We start from the raw sequence: 21037 nt of genomic DNA on the forward strand, positions 1-21037 counted from the left end.
ACTGCTTCTTCTATCGACTAGCCTTGGCTTACGGTGCCGACTTCGGGGCATTCTGCAACGTAGAGAACGCCCTCTTTATGTATAATTGCGCTTAATGACTTCGTCATAGGTTCCTCCCGCAATAATATAACTATACCGCTTTCTGGGACAAAAGCAAGAAGCAGCAGGAGACTGTCGCAAAATAGAGAGAACAGCGGGTTGCAACCCGCTGTTCTCCGGGGTTCTGCTGGCTGGTATCTGGTAATTTTGCATCAGTCGCGGCGGAGGCGAGGCAGGCATACACCGCATAGAGGCGCTGGCGCTATCAGCGGACAATTCCTGTAAGATTTTTCGTATTCTTACGTATTAGTATTTGACAGGTATACGATGATCGAGGACAGGCACTGAGCGATATACTGCCTCCCCTCGGTTACATTTTTCCCCGTTTCACGGTATACTTCCACGTCGGCCCGGAGGGACTTATGCGTCGTCATGTTTCCATTCTTCTGTCTGTTCTGTTCATTGTTGCGTCCGCATCGGTGCACGCGGCGCTGACCGTTCTTGCAACGATACCCGTCGGCGATACGACGGCGAACACGGTGAGCGTGACGTTCAGCGAGCCGATGGTGGTACTCGCGAAGCTCAATGCGCCCATCACTGACGGCCCGATGCGGTTCACCCCTGCGGCGAGCGGCGTGTTCCGCTGGACGGGCACATCGACGATAAGTTTTACACCGGACAAGCCGTTCACGAAGAACACGCGATATACCGCCGTGCTGAGCGCGCTTACCGCCGTGAGCGGGCAGAGGATGCAGCGTGAGCATACATGGAGCTTCGATACACCGCGGCCGCGGCTTCTCAATTCATTTCCGTATAATGATCCCAACGGGAATAATCCGCTGCGTCCGGATGCGAAGATATTCCTCTATTTCAATATGCCCGTTGTCGCCTCCGCGAATTCAATCGCACTCCTTGAGAACGGCATCGCGAAAAGATTCACCGTGCGTTATTCCGTGCAGGGAGACTTCGCATCGACGGCGCGCAAGCTCAAGGACACGGAGCTTCAGGGGATACTTGTCGTCGAACCGATGGAGCGTTTCGCAAAGGGCGCGCGCATCGCCGTTTCGGTGAAGAAAGGACATCCTGCGCTCGAGGGCGACCTGGGCCTCCGCGAGGATGCCGGCGTATCATTCATCACGTACGCGGATTTCGCCTATACCGGTAAAACGATGCAGAACATACTCCCGCGTAATTACGGCGACTGCGATGTGCTCAGGCTCACCTTTTCCAATCCGGTGAAATACCGCGAGCTTATCAAGCATCTTGAGTTCTCGCCGAGCATCGTCATAGCCGCCGAGGAGTATGAGGAATGGAAGTCACGCGAGTTCTGTCTATCGCTCACCTGCGTGCCCGAAAAGACCTATGCGCTTACGATAAAGTCCGGCCTTGTCGATGATATCGGGCAGTCATTGAAGGGCGATGTAGCGGTGCGCTTCACCGTCGGTTCCTATCTCCCGTATTTCTCGCTCCCCGACGGCAGCGGCATCATCGAGGCATATGAGGGGCGTCGCATCCCCGTGACCGTGATAAACCCCGCGGGGATAACGGTCGAGTCGAAGGTCATCGCGCGCGACGATATCATACCGTACTCGTTCTGGCGCGACGGATACGATTCCGACGATAAGCCGACGTCGAAGATGGTCGCCGAGTTCGCGAAAAAATTCTCCTATCAGCTCTCGCTCCCGTTCAGGCCGGAGGTGACGCGCAATGAATATCATGTCGTGCCGCTCGATCTTGCGCCGCATCTTATGGAAAAGGCGTTCGGTCTCGTGCCGCGACAGCGACAGTACGGCTATCTCGCGCTCAAGGTCTCCGGCGAGCATGAACGGGGGAATATGAATTACACGCCGTTCCTGCAGATGACCGATCTCGGCATTACGACGAAATTTTCCGGTGTTTCGAATTTCGTTTTCGTCACCTCGCTCAAGAACGGCGCCCCCGCCCCGAAAATAGATATCGAACTACGCGATGATAGGAACAGGAAGCTCTGGAGCGGCAAGACCGGCAATGACGGCACGGCGCATCTGCCCGGCTTCGCAACGCTTTCCATGGGCGATAATACGCCGCGGCAATGGATATTCGCGTCCGACGACAAGAAGAAGGACGAAGCGTACATCAACAGCACGTGGGAGACCGGCGTATCGCCCTGGGAATTCGATATACCGTATTCGTATGAAGGATATCCCACGCATGCGGGCGATGTGCATACCGAGCGCGGCATTTACCGCCCTGGGGAGACGGTGCATTGCAAAGGCGCCGCACGCGTCCTTTCGGGCAGCGATTGGTCGACGCCGAAGAACATGCATTTCTCCTATAAGATAACCGATTCGCGGTATAATGAGATCACGAACGGAACGCTCACCGCGAGCGATCACGGCACATTCGCGTTCGATGTTGCCGTACCGAAGGACGCCCCCACCGGGAGCTATTCGATGACCGTGATGAAAAAACGCGCCCCGAAGAACGCCGCACAGAACATCATCGACAAGCTCAAACAGAAAGAGACGGAAGAGGAAGAGACGTTCTCCATTTACGGCGGCTTCCGCGTGGAGATGTTCCAGCCGCTCTCGTTCGAAACGCGCGTCGCCGTCGACGACAGGAATTATTTCTTCGGCGATGAAACGCTTTTCCATATCAACGGCTGGTATCTTTTCGGCGCGCCGATGGCGGATAAGAAAGCGCATTATACGGTCACTGCCAACGAGACCTATTATTCGCCGCCGAACAATGCGGGTTTCCGTTTCGCGAAGATGCACTGGTTCGAGAACGACGACTACGGGGCACGGAGCGAACGCATCGGCGAGGCGGATGCGATGCTCAACGCGAAAGGCGAGGCGCAGGTCCCCGTGAAGCTCGTACTTGACGGGAGCGTGCATGCCATGAACGTAAGCTTCGAGGCGACCGTGTACGGCGAGAACGAAGAGCGCGTGAGCGGACGCAAGGCGATCCTCGTGCATGGCAGCGAGTACTATATCGGCGTCAAGCGGCGCGACTATTTCGTCGAGACGAAAAAGCCCTCGTCGATAGAGGTCATCACCGCCAACCCCGACGGCACAAGGCGCGACAACGATGCGGTCGATGTCGCCGTATACCGGCGCTACTGGCAGTCCAAGCGCGTCGCGGGGGTGAACGGCCGCGCCCAGTGGGAAAGCGAGAAGGTCGATGACCTTATCACGCGCGCGAGCGTTACGGTACGCAAGGGCGGGAGCATATTCTCGTTCACACCGGAGCTAGCGGGGCTCTATATCATGCGCTTCACATCGAAGGATGCGCGCGGACGGACGGTGTGCGCCGATGAGTACTTCTATGCGTTCGGCGGGGGCTATGTCCCCTGGGAGATGAAGAACGACGACCGCATCGATCTTGTTATTGAGAAGGAGAATTACGCGCCCGGGGAAACGGCGCGCGTGCTCATCAAATCGCCGTATGACGAATGCACGGCGCTTATCACCGTAGAGCGCGAGCATGTGCTCACCTCATGGGTCACGAACCTCAGGGGGACGGCATGCGTCATCGATGTGCCGGTACGAACGTCATATCTTCCCAATGTATACATCGGTGCCGCGCTCGTGAAGGGCCGCGTCGAGAACCGAACGCTTACCAACGATGCCGACCTCGGCAAACCGTCGTTCAAGATTGGCTATGCATCGATCAATGTCGCACCGGAAGAGCGGCGTCTTGCCGTAGCCGTGAAGACCGACCATGCGACGCGTTCGCCCGGCGAAGCGCTCATGGTTTCGTTCACCGTGAAGGACAGGCAGAACCGTCCCGTCGCCGCGGAATGCGAAGTGGCCGTCTGCGATGCGGGTGTGCTCAACCTCATAGGCTACAAGACACCGGATTTCTTCGACGCATTCTATGGCCCGCGGCCCCTCGGCGTACTTTCGGTCGACTCGCGTCTTGCCATTATCGGGCAGCGCAATTTCGGCAAGAAAGGCGAGAATCCCGGCGGCGGCGGCGAGATGGATGAGGGCGTCGGGCGGCGCCGCGAGCTCGGTATGGATATGTTCTCGTTCCGAAAGAATTTCCTCTCAACGGCGTTCTATAAAGCGTCCATTAGTGCGGACAAGAACGGCAACGGCAGTGTGCGCTTCAGCGTGCCGGATAATCTCACCACGTTCCGCGTTATGGTGATAGCCGCTGACACTGCGTCGCGGTTCGGTTCGGGCGAGAGTGCTGTCATCGTGAAGAAATATCTCATGCTGAAACCGACGATGCCGCGATTCGCCATTACCGGCGATAGTTTCGAGGCGGGAGCCACGGTATACAATTACACCGAGAAGGATGCCGAGATAGCCGTGCAGATGGAGCTGACCGGAGCAGAGATACAAGGCATCAAGATACGCACCGTGAAAGTGCCGGTGAACGGTTCCGCTGATGTGCGATTCCCCATAGCATGCGAAACACCGGGCACCGTGAAGGTACGCATTGCGGCGAAGGCGGGCGCGAACAGTGATGCCGTCGAAACGACATTCCCCGTGAAGGTGCCGCGCATGACAGAAACGGTCGCCACTGTCGGGAGCGTTCTTGACGCACCGGTGCGTGAATCGGTGAAGATACCCGCGGCGAACGAAGTGTTCGCGGGCGCCGGCGCGTTCACTGCGACGCTCTCTCCCTCGGCGTTCTCGGGGCTCAAGGGCGGCATCGATTATCTCATCGGGTATCCCTACGGCTGCCTCGAGCAGAAGATATCGAAGGTCATGCCGATAGTGCTCTCGAAAGAGCTCATCACATCGATGAAGCTCACCGCCTACAGCGCGGATGAGCTTGATGCGATAGTCAATGAAGTGATAAAGGTGATGAACGATTACAAGCGCGCGGACGGCGGCTTCTCCTACTGGCCGGGAAGCGCATGGACGAGCCCGTGGCTCACTGCGTACGCCATACACTTCATGCTTGCGGCGAAAGCGGCCGATATCGATATCGATGGATCGCTTTTTGAGAGCGCTGTCGAGTATCTCGCGAATTATGCGCGCAGCAAGGAGTATCGACGCGATCTGCCGTTCTCCTCATATTGCCTCGATTCCATCGATGCATATATCGCGTATGTGCTCGCTCGCGGCGGCAAGCCTGACCGGGCGCTTCTCACATCGCTCATCGCGAAGAAACCGGACCTGACGCTCTATGCGAGGGCGAACCTTCTCATGGCGCTCCATCATGCGAAGTATCAGAGCGAGTACATAGAGGAAGTGAAGCAGTCCCTCTTCAACGGCATCGAGGTGACGGGTACGACCGCGCGCTGTGACGACAGCATGCGCGAGGGGATGTACTGGATACATTCGTCGGCGGTGCGCGACACCTCCGTTGTGCTCACTGCGCTCATGGAGACGGGGACACAGAACCCGCTCTGCGAGAAGCTCGTCAATTATCTCGTTATGACGCGCCAGAAGAAGGGTTGTTTCGACAGTACGCAGGACAATGTGAGCGCCTTTGCCGCGATGAACGCATATCTTTCCGTCTACGAAAAGGATGCCCCGCGGCTTACCGCAGAGATAGCCGCCGCGGGGAAGACGCTCTTCACCGGATCGTTCGCGTCCAGAACGGACAGCGCGGTGACGAAGTCCTTCGACTTCTCGGGATTCGATCGTACCGCACCGTTCGATCTTACCGTTTCACGCACGGGGAAAGGGCGTCTCTATTACGGATTGAAGCTCGCCTACGCGCCGCGCGAACTCCTTGCATCACGCGACGAGGGTATTGCGGTGGCAAAACGGTATGAGACCGTTGACGGACGCGTCGTCGACGGGAAACAGTTCACCCGCGGCACCGATTATGTTGCAGTGGTGACCGTGCGCGCCCCGCGTGAACGCCATTTCGTCGTCCTTGATGATCCCATCCCGGCGGGGTTCATCGTGCTCAATCGCAATTTCGCCACCGAAAGCCAGACCGCATACAAGGATGTGAAGACCACAGGGCGATGGTGGGGATCGTTCAATCATTTCGAGAATTACGATGACCGCGTGCTCGCCTTCGCCGATTCGCTCACGCCCGGCGAGCATGTCTATCGCTACGTCCTGCGGGCGGTGACCCCGGGTACATACGCGCTCCCGGCGACGAAAGCGGAGGAGATGTACACGCCCGATGTGTTCGGATATCACGGGCAGTCGTTCGTGGAAGTGAAGTAGGACACTCACCCCCTGCCCCCTCTCTCACAGGAATGTGAGAGAGGGGGCTCTCATATAAGAGTTTTTTATTGTCGTATGCCTGTTATGATTTCAAAGAACATAAATAGAAGAAGAAAAAGGGGAACCGGTTCTCCCCCTCTCTCACTTCCCTGTGAGAGAGGGGGAGTTAGAGGGGGTGAGTGTGTGATCCTGGGGATAGGGGTTATTCTTTTCATCCTCCTTGTTTTCTGCTTTCTCAAAATAAATTCTTATCTCAACACTCCCGTCGACCGTTCGCTCCTTGCCAACGGCTTCGGCAATGCCTTCACCGTGTACGACAGGCACGGCATGCACATCAAGACATTCCTCCCTAGCGAGGGCGGCGTGCATATTCCCGTCCCGTACGAGGGATTATCCCCCCATCTCATCAACGCCGTCGTTGCGGTCGAGGATAAACGGTTCTTCTCTCATCATGGCGTCGATATCATCTCATTGTTCCGTGCAGCGACACAGAACATCATCGGCCGGCGTGTCGTTTCCGGCGGCTCCACGATAACGCAGCAGCTCGTACGACGCGTACACCGCGTGCCGAAGAATCTTTTTGGTAAAGCAGAGGAAATATTCCTTGCCCTGCGCTATGAGCGGTCGTTCTCGAAGAAGGAGATATTCATCGCTTACATGAACGGTGTTTTTTTCGGTGATAATACCTACGGCCCCGAGGCGGCCGCGCGCCGCTTCTTCGGTACGGACGCACGAACGCTCACGCCGTCGGAGGCGGCTTTTCTTGCCGGCATTGTGAAGTCGGGGATGAAATTCGATCCCTACCGCCGCTTCTCCCGCGCCGATGAACGCAGGCGATACGTACTTGTGCGCATGCGAGCGGAAAAACTCTTGAGCGAGCGAGATCATCGCATGGCCATTGCCGAAGGCATAGCGGTGAAAGAGCGTTCCACGGCGTTCCCCGCGCCCCATTTCGCATTGTATATCCGCGACAGCATGCGCACGCGATTTCCGGATGCTCTCTCCGCGACAAGTACGCTCGATCTTTCTGTGCAGGGCAACATGGAGACCGTGCTCCGCAACGGGTTGAAGCGGGTTGCATCGCGCAATGCGGCGAACGCGGCGCTCATCGTGCTCGATGCGAAAACCGCACAGGTGCGCGCCATGGTAGGCTCACTCGATTACCTCGACGAGGAGAACGCCGGGATGATAAACGGGGCGCGTTCGCTTCGGCAGCCCGGCTCGGCGCTCAAGCCGTTCCTGTACGCCTATGTTCTTGACAAGGGCAATTCCCCCGCCGATATCATCGCTGATGTTCCCACATCGATACCGGTGGCCGGGGGGCAGTATAGCCCCGAGAATTTCGACAGGAAATTCCACGGTCCCGTATCGATACGCGACTCGCTCGCGTCCTCGCTCAATGTGCCTGCGGTCAAATGGCTTGCCCGGTACAGCGTGGAGGAATACCGGCAGCTCCTTATCCGCGCGGGGCTGACGACGATACGCCGCGATGGTTCATACTACGGCGTATCGCTCGCGCTCGGTACCGCCGAGGTGCGTCTTGCCGATCTTGCCGGCGCGTATACGGTATTTGCGAACGAAGGATATTACATCCCTCCATCATATGTATCAGCAGTGCGTTCGGGCGGCGGAACCGTACACTCGGTGCCGGCCGGGAATAAGCGTCGGGTCGTGTCACCGGAAGCGGCATATATGATCGTGAACATACTTACCGACCGCAATGCGCGTCTTCGCGCGTTCCCCGATCCCCGCGGCATCATCTTTCCGTTCGACATCGCTGTCAAGACCGGGACGTCGAAGAATTTCCGCGATGCGTGGGCGGTGGGCCTGACACCCGACCATATTGTTGCCGTCTGGATAGGCGATTTTCACGGCAGTGCCATGGAGCATGTAAGCGGCGGCGGCGGGGCGCTCCCGATACTCTACGATGCATTCCTTTCGTTGAACGAGAAAGCTGTGCCCTCGGTATTCCCGATGCCGGAGTCTGTAGAGAGATGTTCGGTATGCACCATGAGCGGGCAGACACCAACTGCCGCATGCCCGCAGACGCGGGAGGAACTCATACTCCGCGGAACAGAGCGTGCCCCCTGCCGTTTTCATTTCCCCGGCAGCGTGCTTGCGTTGCCGAAAGAGTACGATCATTGGAGAGCGCATGTCCGTTCTGACGCAGCCGCATCGGACCCCGGGGAATAGCGGTGTCATAGCGAGCGATGTGCATTGCAGGCCCGTTGTCATGCGCTGTCCCGGAAAATTTCAAGAGGCTCAGTTCGAAAACTTGACTCGGGCGCATCGCAGTAGTATACTGCACTTCGTCGGGATGTCGTTCTCAGTGACGCCCTTTCGTTGGACGCTATCGATTGTTCTTACATTAAGGAGTGGAATTATGAGAAAGGCCATCCTCCTCGGCATCATGTTCGCTGCACTGGGCCTTGCTCAGGACGGAATGCCCTCCGATAAGATCATCTGGCTCGACAACGGCGATGTCGCGCGCGGTCCCGTAAAGGACGTGGATGCGGATACGATAAAGATGAAGACCGATTTCGGCGTCCTTACGATACCGAAAAAGCGCATCAAACGCATGATCGATCTCGTGCAGCCCAAGCAGGACGAGGTCGCCCCCGTCCGAAAGACCGGCAGGACGATAACGACCGAGGCGCAGCTCGTGCAGAATCTCCTGCGTTTCATCCCCGGTTCACTCGCCGGCATCGATAAGACCGGCATACGATCGGTCGCGATACAAAAAGTGAATGTCAGCGGCGCGTTCGACATCAATGATAAAGCGTTCGAAGCGCAGTTCATGCAGATGCTTTCCCGCTACGGGCGTTTCGTCGTCCTTGAGCGTCAGGCACTCGATATTCTCCTCAAGGAGCAGCAGCTCTCGCTCACCGGAGCCGGCGGCGAAGAGAAGATAGGCAAACTCATCGGTGTCGATGCGCTCATAACAATAGATATTGAAGTACAATCCGAAGGGCTTATCACCGCATCGGTAAAAATGACGCATGTCGAGCGCGCGGTTGTCATCTGGGAGGATGAATTCAAGGGCGAGCTCTACGGTACGTTCAAGCTCGGCTTCCGCGGCGGGTATGGGCTTCCCAACGATGTCATCTGCCAGCCCTATATCTGGGGCGGCGGCACTACGGTCACATTCCCCGCACCGACGGGGCATTTCTTCGAGCTCGGCTTCACACTCGGGCAGATGCTCTCAGAACCGCTCGGAGCATTTGAGCTCAGCATGATATTCACGGTCGGCATCGATCTTTTCCGTCCATCGACTGTACCGGTGGTTATTACGAACAACGGCGTGCTGAAGCGGTTCACCCCGCAGCCCGCCATGGAATCCCTGGTATTCCCGCTCGTGCTCAAGGTACATCTCTCCGAATTCTTCAATTCATCGTATGACATTGTCCGGTTGTACGTCGGCGGCGGGCTGTACGTCGGCAGCTGGCCTTACAAATCTGAATCGTCGGCGACGAACCTCATCAACTGGCAGCCGATGCAGGGTGTTGATAACGGCATACTCATGTTCGGCGGTGCGGCCATGGCCCTTGTCGGCGGTATTGAGGTATCCCCGATACGGGACATTTCTCTCTTTGCCGAGGTCATCTATCTTCCGTTCCCGATAAGCGCAGGCGAAACAGCCGACGACAGGGTGTTCATACAGAATATGCGTATGCGCGCCGGCATCATCTACTATCTCTTCAAATAAGGGGGCGATCATGAAATACACAACGATACTTATCGCATTCGCCATCGCCTCCGCGGCGTTCGGCATTTCGGAACAGGGCATAGAGAAGTCGCTCGTGCCGTTCTCCATCGATGCAAAAAGGGCATTGCCGGAAAAGATGCGCAATGTCGCGGTATACGGCGTCATGAAGGACGCAAACAACCGCTACAGCGATAAGATGGTCAAACGTCTCGTCATCGCCGCGCTCAGAAAGGCGAAGCTCACTATCGTCGACCGCGACGAGGCGGGCACCCCCGACGGCGGTGTGCTGAAAGAGCTTGAACTATCCGCGTCCGGCGCTATCGATGTTGCAAGCGTGAAACAGATGGGGCGTATGGCCGGGGTTGATGCGTTCTTCTTCGTATATCCCCAGCTTTCAGGCATATTCGGAGAACGCATTGCCATCATGATAAAGGCCGTTGATGTTGCTTCCGGCGCCGTCGTCTTCGTCGAGCGGTATACCTATGAAGATAAACTGATAGCAGGGGTTTCGATCACCTTTGCCGCCGAATACTACAAAGGATACAGCATCGGCGCGAACGTGAATATCAGCAACGCCATCTGTACAAGTTCGAATTATGCCTTGCGCAGACCGGCATTCAGTGCGGGCATGGCGGGCATTATTGTCGACTTCACGATACCGAACATCGATATCGGATTCATCATCGGGGCGAAATTCTCAGGTGATGCCACGATCGGTCTTGAGACCACGGCGTTCACCAATATGTATATAAATGAAACGCTCACAACGAATTCCATGATGGTGCAGGGCTTTCGCGGCATTCCGATCTTTCCCTACGTCGGCGTATCGCTGCCTATAACCGGTCTTTTCGGCGATGTGAAAGACATTCTTCGCCTTCGGATCGGGAGCGAATTCGCCTTCATGGGCGGTTCCGGCGACGGACAAAACAGGATACGCAATGTGCCGAACGTATTTGATCAGAACCACATGGTAATGGACACTATGATGATAATCCCTCTCATACAGGCGGCACTCGATCTGAAAATAGCGCCGGGCATACGCGCAATGGCGGGTGTGAATTATATGCCGTCGTTCACGCTTACCGCTCCCGAATTTTACGGTGTCACCGTCACGCAGTACTGGCGCGGCGGCATTTCAGCATGGGCCGGTTTCGAATACCGGTTATTCTGATGGAGAACGGTGCGCGCTATCCCGGAGAACCGGTCAGCGCTTGAGCATTACAGCGCGGTCTAGCGTTTGAGATTGACGACGGTATTGAGCAGATTATCGCTCGTCAATATCGATTTTGAATTCATCTCATAGGCGCGCTGAGCCACGATCATATCGACCATTTCGTCGACGACCTTGACGTTGGACATTTCCAGAAAGCCCTGATGCACCTTGCCCTGGCCTTCAGTGCCCGCCTGGCCCTCTATCGCCTCACCGGAGCCCACGCTCTCTTTGTAGAGATTGCCGCCGAGCGCGGTCAGCCCTGCCGGATTGACGAAGCGGTACAGATTGATGTTCCCGACGTCAAGTATCTCATCGCTCCCGGCGACGGTCACTTCCACCGTGCCTTCCTGCGATATCGTGATCTTATCGAATTCGAATCCCTCGGGCATGACGATATCGGGGGACAGCTTGTATCCGTTGGAATTGACGAGCTGGCCGTTCGAATCTATCTTGAACGAGCCGTCGCGGGTGTACGCGACCGTTCCGTCGGGTAATTGCACGCGGAGAAAGCCCTCGCCCTCGATGGCGAGATCGAGCTTATTGCCGGTTGCCTGGAGCGAGCCCTGATGGAACATCTTCTGCGTAGCGGCCGTTTTTACGCCGAGACCGACCTGTATACCGGTAGGTACTACCGTGTCTTCCGTCGCTGGCGTGCCCGCGATCTTCAGCGTTTGATAGAGGAGGTCCTCGAAATCGGCACGCGATTTCTTGAAGCCGGTCGTGTTCACGTTCGCAAGGTTATTGGCGATAGTGTCGACCTTGAACTGCATGCCGTTCATGCCTGTCGCGGCCGTCCATAATGATCGCAGCATAGGGTGCTCCTCGGGGGAAATACTACTATAATTATCGAGCGATCGTTAAAATGCTTGAGCGAAAAGAATGCCCTTTTCCCATATAAAAAAAGCCCCTCCCGTTCACAAGCCGGGGAGGGGCAGTGCAGAGGGTAAAGCCCTCTAGTATTCTTTTTTGTCCTTGATCATGAGCTCTTTGCTTTCGTCGAATTTCTTCCGTGTCTTGGCATCGACCTCGGTTGTCGCTTCCATGTCGCCCTTCTGCATCGCTTCGCGCGCTTTGATATCCGCCGCGTCGATACGGACATCGGCCTTGCCGACCGCGCCGTCATCCTTCGCTTCGAGCATGAGCGACAGTTTCTTGAGATTGTCCTTAAGCGCCCCGACGTCCCGGATGCTGCCGAGATCTTTCATGGTGACTATCTCTTTCACGTCCGAAAGCGATTCCTTGGTGATGGCCACAAGCTCTATCTTGCCGTCAGCGGTGGCGGTCACTTCCTTAAGCTCGTTGACGTCCACGTTGCCCTTGTCGCTTTTTACGTTCACCATGCCGGTCAGAACGCTTATCTTCGTGTCTTGAGAGGATGAATCGACGACGAACGATGTCCCGCGTACGGCGGCGATGGAGGACGGCGTTTCTATTATCGCCGATTCATCCTTGACGAGTTTCCGTATGCCGACGAGGAGCTTGCCCTTGGTGACCTTCAGGCGCACGTTCTTGTCCGGGGCGCCGATGAGCCCGTCGACGAGGACCTCACTCGATTCCTTGATATTGAACACACCCACCGATTCTACTTTGAACGTGAGCTTTGCACCGGCCGCGGTGCGTATCGTCGTGCCTTTTGCCACGATATCGCCGATAGCCGCGGGGGCTGTGACACCCTCTTTCACGAGATAGGCTTTACCGACTATCTCGTTCACGGTGCCGGTAGCCGAGGTGTCCGCAACGGCTACCGCAGGCGCATCGTTCGCTGCTCCGGCATCGGCCGTACGATTACACGCAAAAAAAGACATGGTGAGCGCACAAAGGGCGCTTAAAAGTGCCAAGCGTTTCATCGGGGACCTCCGGAACGTATTGACCAAAACGTACGTTGTAGTATAACAGCATGGAGGAGAAAAAGTGAACAAGTTTTTTTGCCCCGCAGCGTTCTGTGCGGCGGTCGCCATTTTCGGGGCGGTAAAGGAGAATTACCGTTATCTGCGTATCGATACGCTTACTCGGGCAAAGGTGTATTCGCTTGCCACGCTCGATGCGAGGACGGAGTACAGCGATATGTTCATCAACGCCCGCGGCGAACTTATCTGTGCCTATGTGGATGGTGCCCAGAAAATACCCTATCTGCTGCAGAAAAAGGGCGGCATGGTAAGTACGACGGTGATCGACAGCGGGTGGAACACGGGAAGGCTCCTTTCGCTGTATTATGATAACCGACTTTCATCGGCGCACTGCGTCTATTACGATGCCCCCGTCAATGCCCTGAAATATGCGGATAATCTCGGCAGTTCGTCGTTCAATGCGTATGTAGTGGACCGTGCCGAAGGAATGCGCTACCGTTCGCCGCAGGCCATCGTCGAAACGAACGGCGGTATTCATGTGTTCTTCCTTGACGGAAAAGGCCAACTCTGGCATGCGGTCAATACGAACGGCATGTTCCGCTCGCGCATCGTATACCGTGAGCGTCCGCTTTCGGATATACGGCTGTTTATCCCCGAGCAGGGGATGCGATTCATCTGTCGGACGGAGAAGGGCGAGCTTCTCTATCTGCTTCGCGATGAGCGGCGGCGTTATAAGTCATATCTTCTGCCCGGGCCGGCCGCGGTGCGGCGATACACCGCTTTTTTTGATTCACGCGGACGCTCGCATATCCTCTTTACCGATGATGACAGATCGGTCAAATATTTTTACTATGCGGTCGATTCTACCTTTCAGATAAAGACGATCGTTGCATCGAAAAGTGTTCTCGAGGGCATGGCGATCATTACGGAGCGTCTTGATACACCGCATGCGGCCATTACCACACGCGACGAGGGCATATCGATATTCATTTCCGACCCGGGAACGACATCGTTCAAGCCGCGGACGCTGTCCATGCTCGGCCGTGCCCGCGGGGCGTTGTCGCTCGGCATCACGTATTATCCCTACATCTCGGTGCTGTTCTATGATTCGGAATTCAACGAGCTTCGGCTTGCGGAGCTCAATCTGGAAAGCATTCGGGCGTTCGTGCGGGAAATGCGCTGAGCGTTCATCGAAGATCGATGATGAAGCGAAGGAGATTGCGCAGCCGCGCCTTCAATTCCTTCTCGCCCTGCGGTTTCTTCACATAGTCGTTCGCCCCGAGGTCGAAGCCGCGCACGACATCGTCCTCGTTCGTTCGGTTGGTGATTATCATGACGAGGGTGGATGCGAGCGAGGGCGCCGCGCGCATGCGGCGGAGCACGGAAAAGCCGTCCACGCCGCCCATCATCGGGTCGAAGATTATCATCGCCGGGCGCATCTCGATAAGCTCATCAATGGGATCGGTCACCCGCTTTACTACGGATATCTGAAAATCGCGCGCGAGCTGCTTTCGGTACTGTTCGCAGCTCGCTTTTGTCGCATCGACGACGGCGACGACATATTTCCCTTCATGACGCTTGATGCGCTTGCGGCTGCCGACACCGTGGAGCGTCAGGAAATTCTCAAGATCGCTGAAGCGTATCTTGTATCTCCCGCCCGGCGAGCGCGATACCTTAAGGCCGTACTTGCGTATCCAGTAATTTATCGTCGTACGCGCGATGCCGAGAAGCTTTGCAGCATCGATCGGCGACAGAATATCGTCAGGCTTGTAATCCGTGTGCTCTTTACCGCTCATGGGGCATCATATCCGCTTGCGTATCGGGTCGGCGTACAGTATCATTATGGGAGAAAAATGCAAGGACGGGACCGAATGACGATCAGACGCCCTATTTGAGGAGGGAGTCGAGGAATGAAGATATTTCCGTACGCGCGAACGTATCCTCGGCAGAATCGAAGTACGGATAATTGATCTGAAGAATGGTGAAGCTGTCGTTCATCGCCTCGATGGAGTATTTTAAAGTATACCCTTCGATCAATACGAAAAAAGCACCCTTCCGTCGGGAGGTCTTATTATCGGCAAAACCGTACATGACCGGGCCGTCAAGCGATGTGTTTTTTTCTATTGCGCCGTTCATTATCTGCGAAAATGAGAAATCGCCTGCCGACCGCGGGATATGGCCGTAGAGCTGGCTGCGGGAATAGTATTTCGTATCGTACGCCTTCTCGAACATGGATTGAGCGGATGTCTGCAATGACGGAATATTCCAGACGCGGGAGCCGGATTTTCGGAAGTGTACGAAACTATATGAGATGCCGTACACCGAATACGCGTTCCATGAGTAACTTGACTGCCCGCCCGAGCTTGCGGTTGACGATCGTACTTCGGAGACGGTCCAGTACTCCGGGACCGTGACAGAACCGAGCTTGTCGTACACGATCTCGAGAGGGACGCTCACCGTTCCCAGTTCCCCTGCCGTTCCGCCCGCCGCAAAGAATCTTTCGTACATGCCGATGCTGCGATTGAGGAATTTCTTTTCTGAATAATACTTTCCGAGAGAGCGAAATTTATCCTTTCCGTCCGGAAGCGACATGATCTCGTCGAGACCAGCCCCCTGCGCTGCGGCCCAGAACAGTATGATACAAACCGCGTAATATTTCATAAAAACACCCCTAGAACGAATTGCGGACAGTCGGCCCAGAAACGCGCACACGGACGCCGCCGGCGTCGTCCGGTGCCCGCTTAAAGATGAATTCGAGCGATACAATCCTGTCGTTCTCAAAAATCGACTCGGAGAACGCATAGGCAAGTTGTTCTTCATCGATAACATCCTCGAAAATACCCGAGGGCGACCCCGGCGCGACCTTCCAGATGACCGCATCGGTCTTTATACTGGAGCCCGACTGTGCGTTTTCGGAGCGATATATCCTGCCGACGACGAATCGGTCGATCCCGTTCAGATTTGTTTTTGCAATATCGAATCCCAGATACACACGGCAGAATGTCGCTGGATCGAACAGGGGGATGCCCGGATGCGTTCCCGCCGTTACGGATATGCTGCTTCGCTCGCCGCCGCGGATAAGTTCTACAGCGACCGTATCGCCGGCCGTTTTATCGGCCAAAATGGCGCGCAGGTCCTGAGGCTCGATCACGGCTTTTCCCGCTACATGGGTGATGATGTCGCGAAAGCGAATTCCGGACACAGCCCCCGACCCCGATGCCACACCCATTACGAGTGCACCTTCAGTAACGGGAGAGTCGATACCATACGCGTCCTTCGTTTTCTGATCGAGCGCGAGAACGGTGACCCCGAGGAACGGGTGATTCGGTTTCGATCCCTGGCGAAGGATATCGATGACGCTGCCGGCGAGCTTCGAGGGTATGGCGAAATTAAGACCAGGGCGGCTCACTATACCCGCGTCATTGATGCCGACCACCGATCCGTTCTGGTCGAGAAGCGGCCCCCCGGAATTCCCCGGATTTATCGCCGCATCGACTTGGACGAACGATTCGATCGGCCATAATCCGATATCCGCCCGTTTGACGGCGCTTACAATGCCCGAGGTGAAGGTCATGTCAAGCCCCGCGGGGTTCCCCACGGCAATGATCTTCATGCCCTGCTTGAGCGCATCCGAGTCCCCGAACGTGAGCACTTCGAGATCGGCGGGGATATTCACTTTAAGCAGCGCGACATCGGTCAACGCATCGACGCCGACGACGGTCGCTTCATACTCCTTCTTCTTTGCCGTTGTCACGAAAATACGTGCGGCGCCCTTCACGACATGGTATGCGGTCGCTATCTCGCCGCTTTTACTGATGAAGAACCCCGTCCCCGAACCCGAACCGATCTCCTTCCAGCCGTGGAACGTAGTGACCTTGTGTTTTCCCTTTGTGTAGATCTGAACAACGGCGCTGCGCACTTTCTGCATCGCGGCATCACCGCCGTTAAAAATGTTTTCCTGGCCGGTGACAACGCTACCGAGGAATACGATGCCGATCATGAACCCGTTCACTTTCATACGCAACTCCCCGAAACGTCGTCGTACACGACGGACGTCTCACCCCGGCGGTTCGATCGAAATGAAAGAACATCCGTACCTGTTTCGAATGATCGTGAACGATACTGTACCATATCCCTGTCAACCGTCAAGAGCCGGAGCATTCCATTGTCGACCCCGGTACATCCGGTCATAGCCGCCGAGGATGAGAAGCCATGCGGAGACGAAGAGCCAGTGCACAAGGATGGACGGCCATATCGATCCGCTCACGAGGTAGAGCACGGAACAAGCGGCGCCGAGCAATGCTGAGAGCGTGAGAAAGCGCGCGTCCGTGAACACGGTGCGTCCGGGCCGGAAAAGAAAACGGCCGTTCAACGGATGATAGACGACGAAGACCGCGGTACTGAGAAGCGCCCATGCCCATCGATGGGATGATGCCTCCCCGGCGGCAGGCATGATGAGCGCGCGGAACAGCAGTTCTTCGAACATTGCGGGAAAGATGAATGATATGAGAACGAGCGGAATGATGATGCGGGCATCGCGTACGGGGCGTACGATGAAAAAACGGGACATCCGCCCGACGATGAGTATTCCCAGAACGGCCGATATCGTGATCAATGCCAGGAGAGGATATGCGTCCGCTGCCGGAAGCGTAGTGATCGAGGAGGGCAATCGCTTGAGTACTGAAAGCATACGTGCGTCCGCATGCACCGGCATGACCGCGATGCAGTACGGATACGATACCCGATGTCCTCGGCATGTCAACTGATGCGATATGACCGTGGCCGCCGTGTTCTTGCTTTTTGTTGCGTTTCACTGTATCGTTGTGATCAATCGAATTGAGCCCCGCGGAGTGTTCCACAATGAAATTTCTCATGGTGTTTGTGGCCGCTGGTATGCTCATGGCCGCGTCGACCGAGCGCCGGGCGCCGTCGTTCACCGTTCCCTACGGCAATGTGAGCACGGGAAAGCGATTCTCCCTGTCCGAGCATTCCGGGAAAGTGCTCATCATGAGCTTTTTCACATGGGACTGCAAGAACTGCGTGAAAGAGATACCGTTCGTCATCGGCCTCCTTAATACGTATCAGGAAAAAGGACTTCGTGCGGCGTTCCTCCATGTCGGCGTCGAGGGGCTCGGAGATTTCGGTGATGATTATCAGTTCGGGTCGAAATTCAGTGCGAAAAAAATAGACGCCATGTTCGAGGGGCGCAGGGAAAAGGTCGATTGGAAAACGCTTACCGTCGTACTTGATTGGAATATGCTCGAGAGATCGCCCATTGTCTATGCAAAATACATCCCGGAGTTCAGGACAAAACGCACCATCGCTACACCGCATGTCGTCGTCATCGATGCGTCGTCGTCGATCGTATACGATCATGCCGGATGGTTCGAGAATGAAGCCGCCGGAAAAAAAGAGCTTGAAGCCGCGGTGACCAATGCCCTTGCGTCGCTCGCGATAACACGATAACCGGCATTGCCGGGGGAGGATCCCATGCGTTTTCTTCGAACACTGCTGCTCCTGCTGTGCGCTGTTGCCATAGCATCGGCTCAGGAAGAACAGGAGGAGCTTACCGCCACCGTGCAGCGTTTCGCCGTCAAGGGCGGGGCAAGCGATGGGCTCGGCATCGCCGTGAGCGAGGCGATACAATCGGTGATAACCGCCGCCGGGAAATTCCGCGTGAAGGACCGCGATACGATAGAAGCCGAGATGAAACGCATGGAGCGGGCGACGGCGAAAAAGCTCGAGTACGGCGGCGATGCCTGCGATAATGTATCCTGCCTTCAGCAGATGGCGGGCGCTCTGCAGATATCATATCTCATTTACGGGACGATAAACCGCTTCGGCGGACGCTATGCGATAACGATCAATATCCTCTCCATGCGCGAGGGGGAGCGGGGTACGGTCATCGATACGCAGCAGAAGGAGGCCACCGAGGACGGCGTGCTCCTTGCAGCGCGTTTCGCCGCGATCGAGATGGTAGCGAAGATACGCATTCAGGGCGCCGTCGAGCAGCGAGAGGGGAATATCGTATACATCAATCTCGGGACGAAGAACAAGATCGACCGGGGGAGTCAATTCGACGTGTACCGCATCAAACAGGTCAAGCTCGCCAGCGGGAAAACGTTCAATGACAGGAGCCGCATCGGTAAACTGAACGTCATTCAGGCGGAAGAGGGCGCATCCAAGTGCGACATCATCGAGGGACGCGATGCCGTCGGTGTGAACGACGTCGTCGTGCTCATTGAGAACGTCGATCAGAAAGTGAACGAGCTTAAACGGAAAATGGAAGAGGAGCAGCGCAAGGTCGATGAGGAGAAACGGCGCGAGGCCGAGCGTCAGCGCATCGCCCGCGAGCGTGAGGCGGAGGAAGAGCGCATCGCCGCCGAACGGCGCCGCTCCGGTTCATCATCATCGGCAGGGCGTAACGGCGGGTTCAAGCCCAACGGCATGCGCTTCGGTATGGGCGTGTTCGTCCCGTCCGATCGCGAGTATTTCGGCACGCTCTATCCGGTCAACTATCAGTTCAACGGCGGTGTTTTCGGCATGGGATTGTTCAGTTACTATCTGGACGGTCTATTCATGTTCAACGCCACTGCAGACCGCGAAGACATGTGGGGTACTTCGGAATGGGTGAATTATTCCGCGCACCCCGAATTCAGACGTATGGGGACCAATGTCGATAAAGCGTATATGTTCATGGGCGTCTACAGCGGCGGACTCAGGATCAATATAAATCTTTGGATGCTTAATATTTATCTGCTCGGCGGCGTCAATCTCCTTACCATACGGGAGGCAGTCAAGATACACAACGATTCCGGTTCGGAAGACGAGGGGAATTGGTATATGGGTCTCGGATGGGAAGCCGGCGGCGGCGTCGGCTTTCAGCTCCTGGAGGACATAGTTGTTTACGCGGAAGGAAAGTATGGGACGATCATACCGATTCCGGTCTTTAATATGGGAACTGCAGTTGATAAGAATGGCGCGACTTTCGTGTACGATCCGTTCGGACTGCAGGTAAGTATCGGCGCAGCTATTCTGTTCGATTAGGAGGAAGCCATGAAAGTGATGAAAACGATACTGGTCATATGCCTTGTTCTGGCGTCAGCGCTGTTCGTTGCCGTCGGATGTGCGCCGGACCGCGGCGAGTTCAATTCCCCGTTCGAGATGACGGGTTGGACGAATACGATAAATTTCACCAATCGCTGATACGGGCGTGCAATGAAAGTATTGACGGCGGCGCAATTCCTTTCCCGCGAAATGCCGTTCATGATAAAGCGGTATCAGGAAAAGGGATATCCGCCCCATCGGCATGAATTCCTCGAATTCTTCTATGTGAACGCCGGGAGCGCGGTGCATCGCCTCGATGACAATTCGTACGCGCTTACGCCCGGCGATATGGTCATCCTGAGTCCCGAACATGAGCACAGCTTTTCCGTCGTCGAGGGCGAGCATTTCGATATCACCGTGTGCGTGTTCACCCCCGCATTCCTTTCCGACGCCGATGCATCGCTCGATTCCGTCATCGCTGATATATTCCTCCGTCCGTTCTCGTCCTTTGGGTTCGAGAAAATGCGCTTCTCCGGCACCGCCGAGGTGAAGGTGCGCTCGCTCCTTGCGGAGATGATCGATGAGTACGAGAAACGCCCGAACGGTTTCCGCGTCGCGCTGCGCGCAAAGCTCACGGACCTTCTTGTGACGATAGTGCGCGCCTACGATGCGGATGTGACTGTCCGCTCGCGGAACGCCGATACGCGGAAGTCGCATGCCATCGTCGATGTCATCTCGTTCGTAACGGGCAACTTCCGCCAGCATCTGACGCTCGAATCCATCGTGAGCGAGCATACCGACATGACGAAGGAATATTTCTGCGTGCTCTTCAAACGGGCTACAGGCAAGACCTTCGTGCAGCACCTCACGGACCTCCGCCTTGAGCATGCGAAGAAGCTCCTTACCTCGGCCTCGCTCTCCGTTACCGAGGTCTGCTTCGATTCCGGTTTCAACGACCTGAGCCATTTCGAGCGCATATTCAGAAGGAATGTCGGCGTAAGTCCCCGGCAGTTCCAGCGTGCGCATGCCGTCAAGCGCATCGCACGCCCCGCGTGATGTT

Annotated in this window: 15 protein-coding genes and 1 pseudogene; 9 read left to right on the forward strand and 7 right to left on the reverse strand. The window is 56.1% G+C overall.

The window, feature by feature from the left end; all coding sequences use genetic code 11:
- Positions 1-20: 20 nt before the first annotated feature.
- Positions 21-107, reverse strand: a pseudogene (locus AABZ39_11945) (type II toxin-antitoxin system HicB family antitoxin).
- 354 nt (positions 108-461) lie between these two features.
- Between AABZ39_11945 and AABZ39_11950 the strand changes: the two are divergent.
- From AABZ39_11950 to AABZ39_11965, 4 genes are all read left to right on the forward strand, one after another.
- On the forward strand, positions 462-6164 hold the full coding sequence (locus AABZ39_11950; GenBank protein MEK6795485.1) for an alpha-2-macroglobulin family protein: 5703 nt from the start codon (positions 462-464) through the stop codon (positions 6162-6164).
- A gap of 183 nt (positions 6165-6347) precedes the next feature.
- Positions 6348-8357 carry a penicillin-binding protein 1C gene (gene pbpC / locus AABZ39_11955; GenBank protein MEK6795486.1) on the forward strand — a complete coding sequence of 670 codons (2010 nt, stop codon included), beginning with the start codon at positions 6348-6350 and terminating at the stop codon, positions 8355-8357.
- A gap of 190 nt (positions 8358-8547) precedes the next feature.
- The gene (locus AABZ39_11960) at positions 8548-9870 is read left to right on the forward strand and encodes a CsgG/HfaB family protein (protein MEK6795487.1); all 1323 of its coding nucleotides are present in this window, start codon (positions 8548-8550) and stop codon (positions 9868-9870) included.
- A gap of 10 nt (positions 9871-9880) precedes the next feature.
- A complete protein-coding gene (locus tag AABZ39_11965; protein MEK6795488.1) occupies positions 9881-11041 on the forward strand; it encodes a hypothetical protein in 1161 nt (386 codons plus the stop codon).
- A gap of 59 nt (positions 11042-11100) precedes the next feature.
- Here AABZ39_11965 and flgG read toward each other — a convergent pair whose 3' ends face one another.
- Positions 11101-11895: a flagellar basal-body rod protein FlgG gene (gene flgG, locus AABZ39_11970; protein MEK6795489.1), complete on the reverse strand. Its 795-nt coding sequence runs from the start codon at positions 11893-11895 to the stop codon at positions 11101-11103.
- 141 nt (positions 11896-12036) lie between these two features.
- Complete coding sequence (locus AABZ39_11975; protein MEK6795490.1) at positions 12037-12930, reverse strand: FecR family protein; 894 nt, start codon at positions 12928-12930, stop codon at positions 12037-12039.
- A 64-nt stretch (positions 12931-12994) separates the two neighbouring features.
- On the opposite strand from AABZ39_11975, the gene AABZ39_11980 reads away from it, so the two are divergent.
- Positions 12995-14113: a hypothetical protein gene (locus AABZ39_11980; GenBank protein MEK6795491.1), complete on the forward strand. Its 1119-nt coding sequence runs from the start codon at positions 12995-12997 to the stop codon at positions 14111-14113.
- Between the two features lie 4 nt (positions 14114-14117).
- Here the strand turns inward: AABZ39_11980 and AABZ39_11985 are convergent, their stop codons facing one another.
- The 4 genes from AABZ39_11985 to AABZ39_12000 all read right to left on the reverse strand — a co-directional run bounded on the left by AABZ39_11985 (position 14118) and on the right by AABZ39_12000 (position 17620).
- Complete coding sequence (locus AABZ39_11985; protein ID MEK6795492.1) at positions 14118-14726, reverse strand: response regulator; 609 nt, start codon at positions 14724-14726, stop codon at positions 14118-14120.
- A 91-nt stretch (positions 14727-14817) separates the two neighbouring features.
- The gene (locus tag AABZ39_11990; GenBank protein MEK6795493.1) at positions 14818-15591 is read right to left on the reverse strand and encodes a hypothetical protein; all 774 of its coding nucleotides are present in this window, start codon (positions 15589-15591) and stop codon (positions 14818-14820) included.
- A 10-nt stretch (positions 15592-15601) separates the two neighbouring features.
- Entirely contained in the window at positions 15602-16948 is a 1347-nt protein-coding gene (locus AABZ39_11995; GenBank protein ID MEK6795494.1) for a trypsin-like peptidase domain-containing protein, read from the reverse strand.
- A 120-nt stretch (positions 16949-17068) separates the two neighbouring features.
- Complete coding sequence (locus AABZ39_12000; GenBank protein ID MEK6795495.1) at positions 17069-17620, reverse strand: CPBP family glutamic-type intramembrane protease; 552 nt, start codon at positions 17618-17620, stop codon at positions 17069-17071.
- Positions 17621-17790: 170 nt separating this feature from the next.
- Between AABZ39_12000 and AABZ39_12005 the strand changes: the two genes are divergently transcribed.
- From AABZ39_12005 to AABZ39_12020, 4 genes are read left to right on the forward strand one after another with little or no spacing between them, the layout of a single operon-like run.
- Positions 17791-18396 (forward strand): hypothetical protein, encoded by a 606-nt coding sequence (locus AABZ39_12005; GenBank protein MEK6795496.1) that lies wholly within the window; start codon positions 17791-17793, stop codon positions 18394-18396.
- A gap of 24 nt (positions 18397-18420) precedes the next feature.
- Positions 18421-19977 carry a hypothetical protein gene (locus AABZ39_12010; protein MEK6795497.1) on the forward strand — a complete coding sequence of 519 codons (1557 nt, stop codon included), beginning with the start codon at positions 18421-18423 and terminating at the stop codon, positions 19975-19977.
- A 9-nt stretch (positions 19978-19986) separates the two neighbouring features.
- A complete protein-coding gene (locus AABZ39_12015) occupies positions 19987-20136 on the forward strand; it encodes a hypothetical protein (GenBank protein ID MEK6795498.1) in 150 nt (49 codons plus the stop codon).
- 12 nt (positions 20137-20148) lie between these two features.
- Positions 20149-21033, forward strand: coding sequence for an AraC family transcriptional regulator (locus AABZ39_12020; GenBank protein ID MEK6795499.1), 885 nt, complete (start codon positions 20149-20151; stop codon positions 21031-21033).
- Positions 21034-21037 lie beyond the last annotated feature (4 nt).

Source organism: Spirochaetota bacterium (assembly GCA_038043445.1).
GTDB lineage: Bacteria > Spirochaetota > Brachyspiria > Brachyspirales > JACRPF01 > JBBTBY01.

Coding starts and splice junctions, on each gene's coding strand:
- AABZ39_11950 (MEK6795485.1), top strand. CDS start 462: ATGCGTCGTCATGTTTCCATTCTTCTGTCTGTTCTGTTCATTGTTGCG.
- AABZ39_11960 (MEK6795487.1), top strand. CDS start 8,548: ATGAGAAAGGCCATCCTCCTCGGCATCATGTTCGCTGCACTGGGCCTT.
- AABZ39_11965 (MEK6795488.1), top strand. CDS start 9,881: ATGAAATACACAACGATACTTATCGCATTCGCCATCGCCTCCGCGGCG.
- flgG (MEK6795489.1), bottom strand. CDS start 11,895: ATGCTGCGATCATTATGGACGGCCGCGACAGGCATGAACGGCATGCAG.
- AABZ39_11975 (MEK6795490.1), bottom strand. CDS start 12,930: ATGAAACGCTTGGCACTTTTAAGCGCCCTTTGTGCGCTCACCATGTCT.
- AABZ39_11985 (MEK6795492.1), bottom strand. CDS start 14,726: ATGAGCGGTAAAGAGCACACGGATTACAAGCCTGACGATATTCTGTCG.
- AABZ39_11990 (MEK6795493.1), bottom strand. CDS start 15,591: ATGAAATATTACGCGGTTTGTATCATACTGTTCTGGGCCGCAGCGCAG.
- AABZ39_11995 (MEK6795494.1), bottom strand. CDS start 16,948: ATGAAAGTGAACGGGTTCATGATCGGCATCGTATTCCTCGGTAGCGTT.
- AABZ39_12000 (MEK6795495.1), bottom strand. CDS start 17,620: ATGCTTTCAGTACTCAAGCGATTGCCCTCCTCGATCACTACGCTTCCG.
- AABZ39_12005 (MEK6795496.1), top strand. CDS start 17,791: ATGAAATTTCTCATGGTGTTTGTGGCCGCTGGTATGCTCATGGCCGCG.
- AABZ39_12010 (MEK6795497.1), top strand. CDS start 18,421: ATGCGTTTTCTTCGAACACTGCTGCTCCTGCTGTGCGCTGTTGCCATA.
- AABZ39_12015 (MEK6795498.1), top strand. CDS start 19,987: ATGAAAGTGATGAAAACGATACTGGTCATATGCCTTGTTCTGGCGTCA.
- AABZ39_12020 (MEK6795499.1), top strand. CDS start 20,149: ATGAAAGTATTGACGGCGGCGCAATTCCTTTCCCGCGAAATGCCGTTC.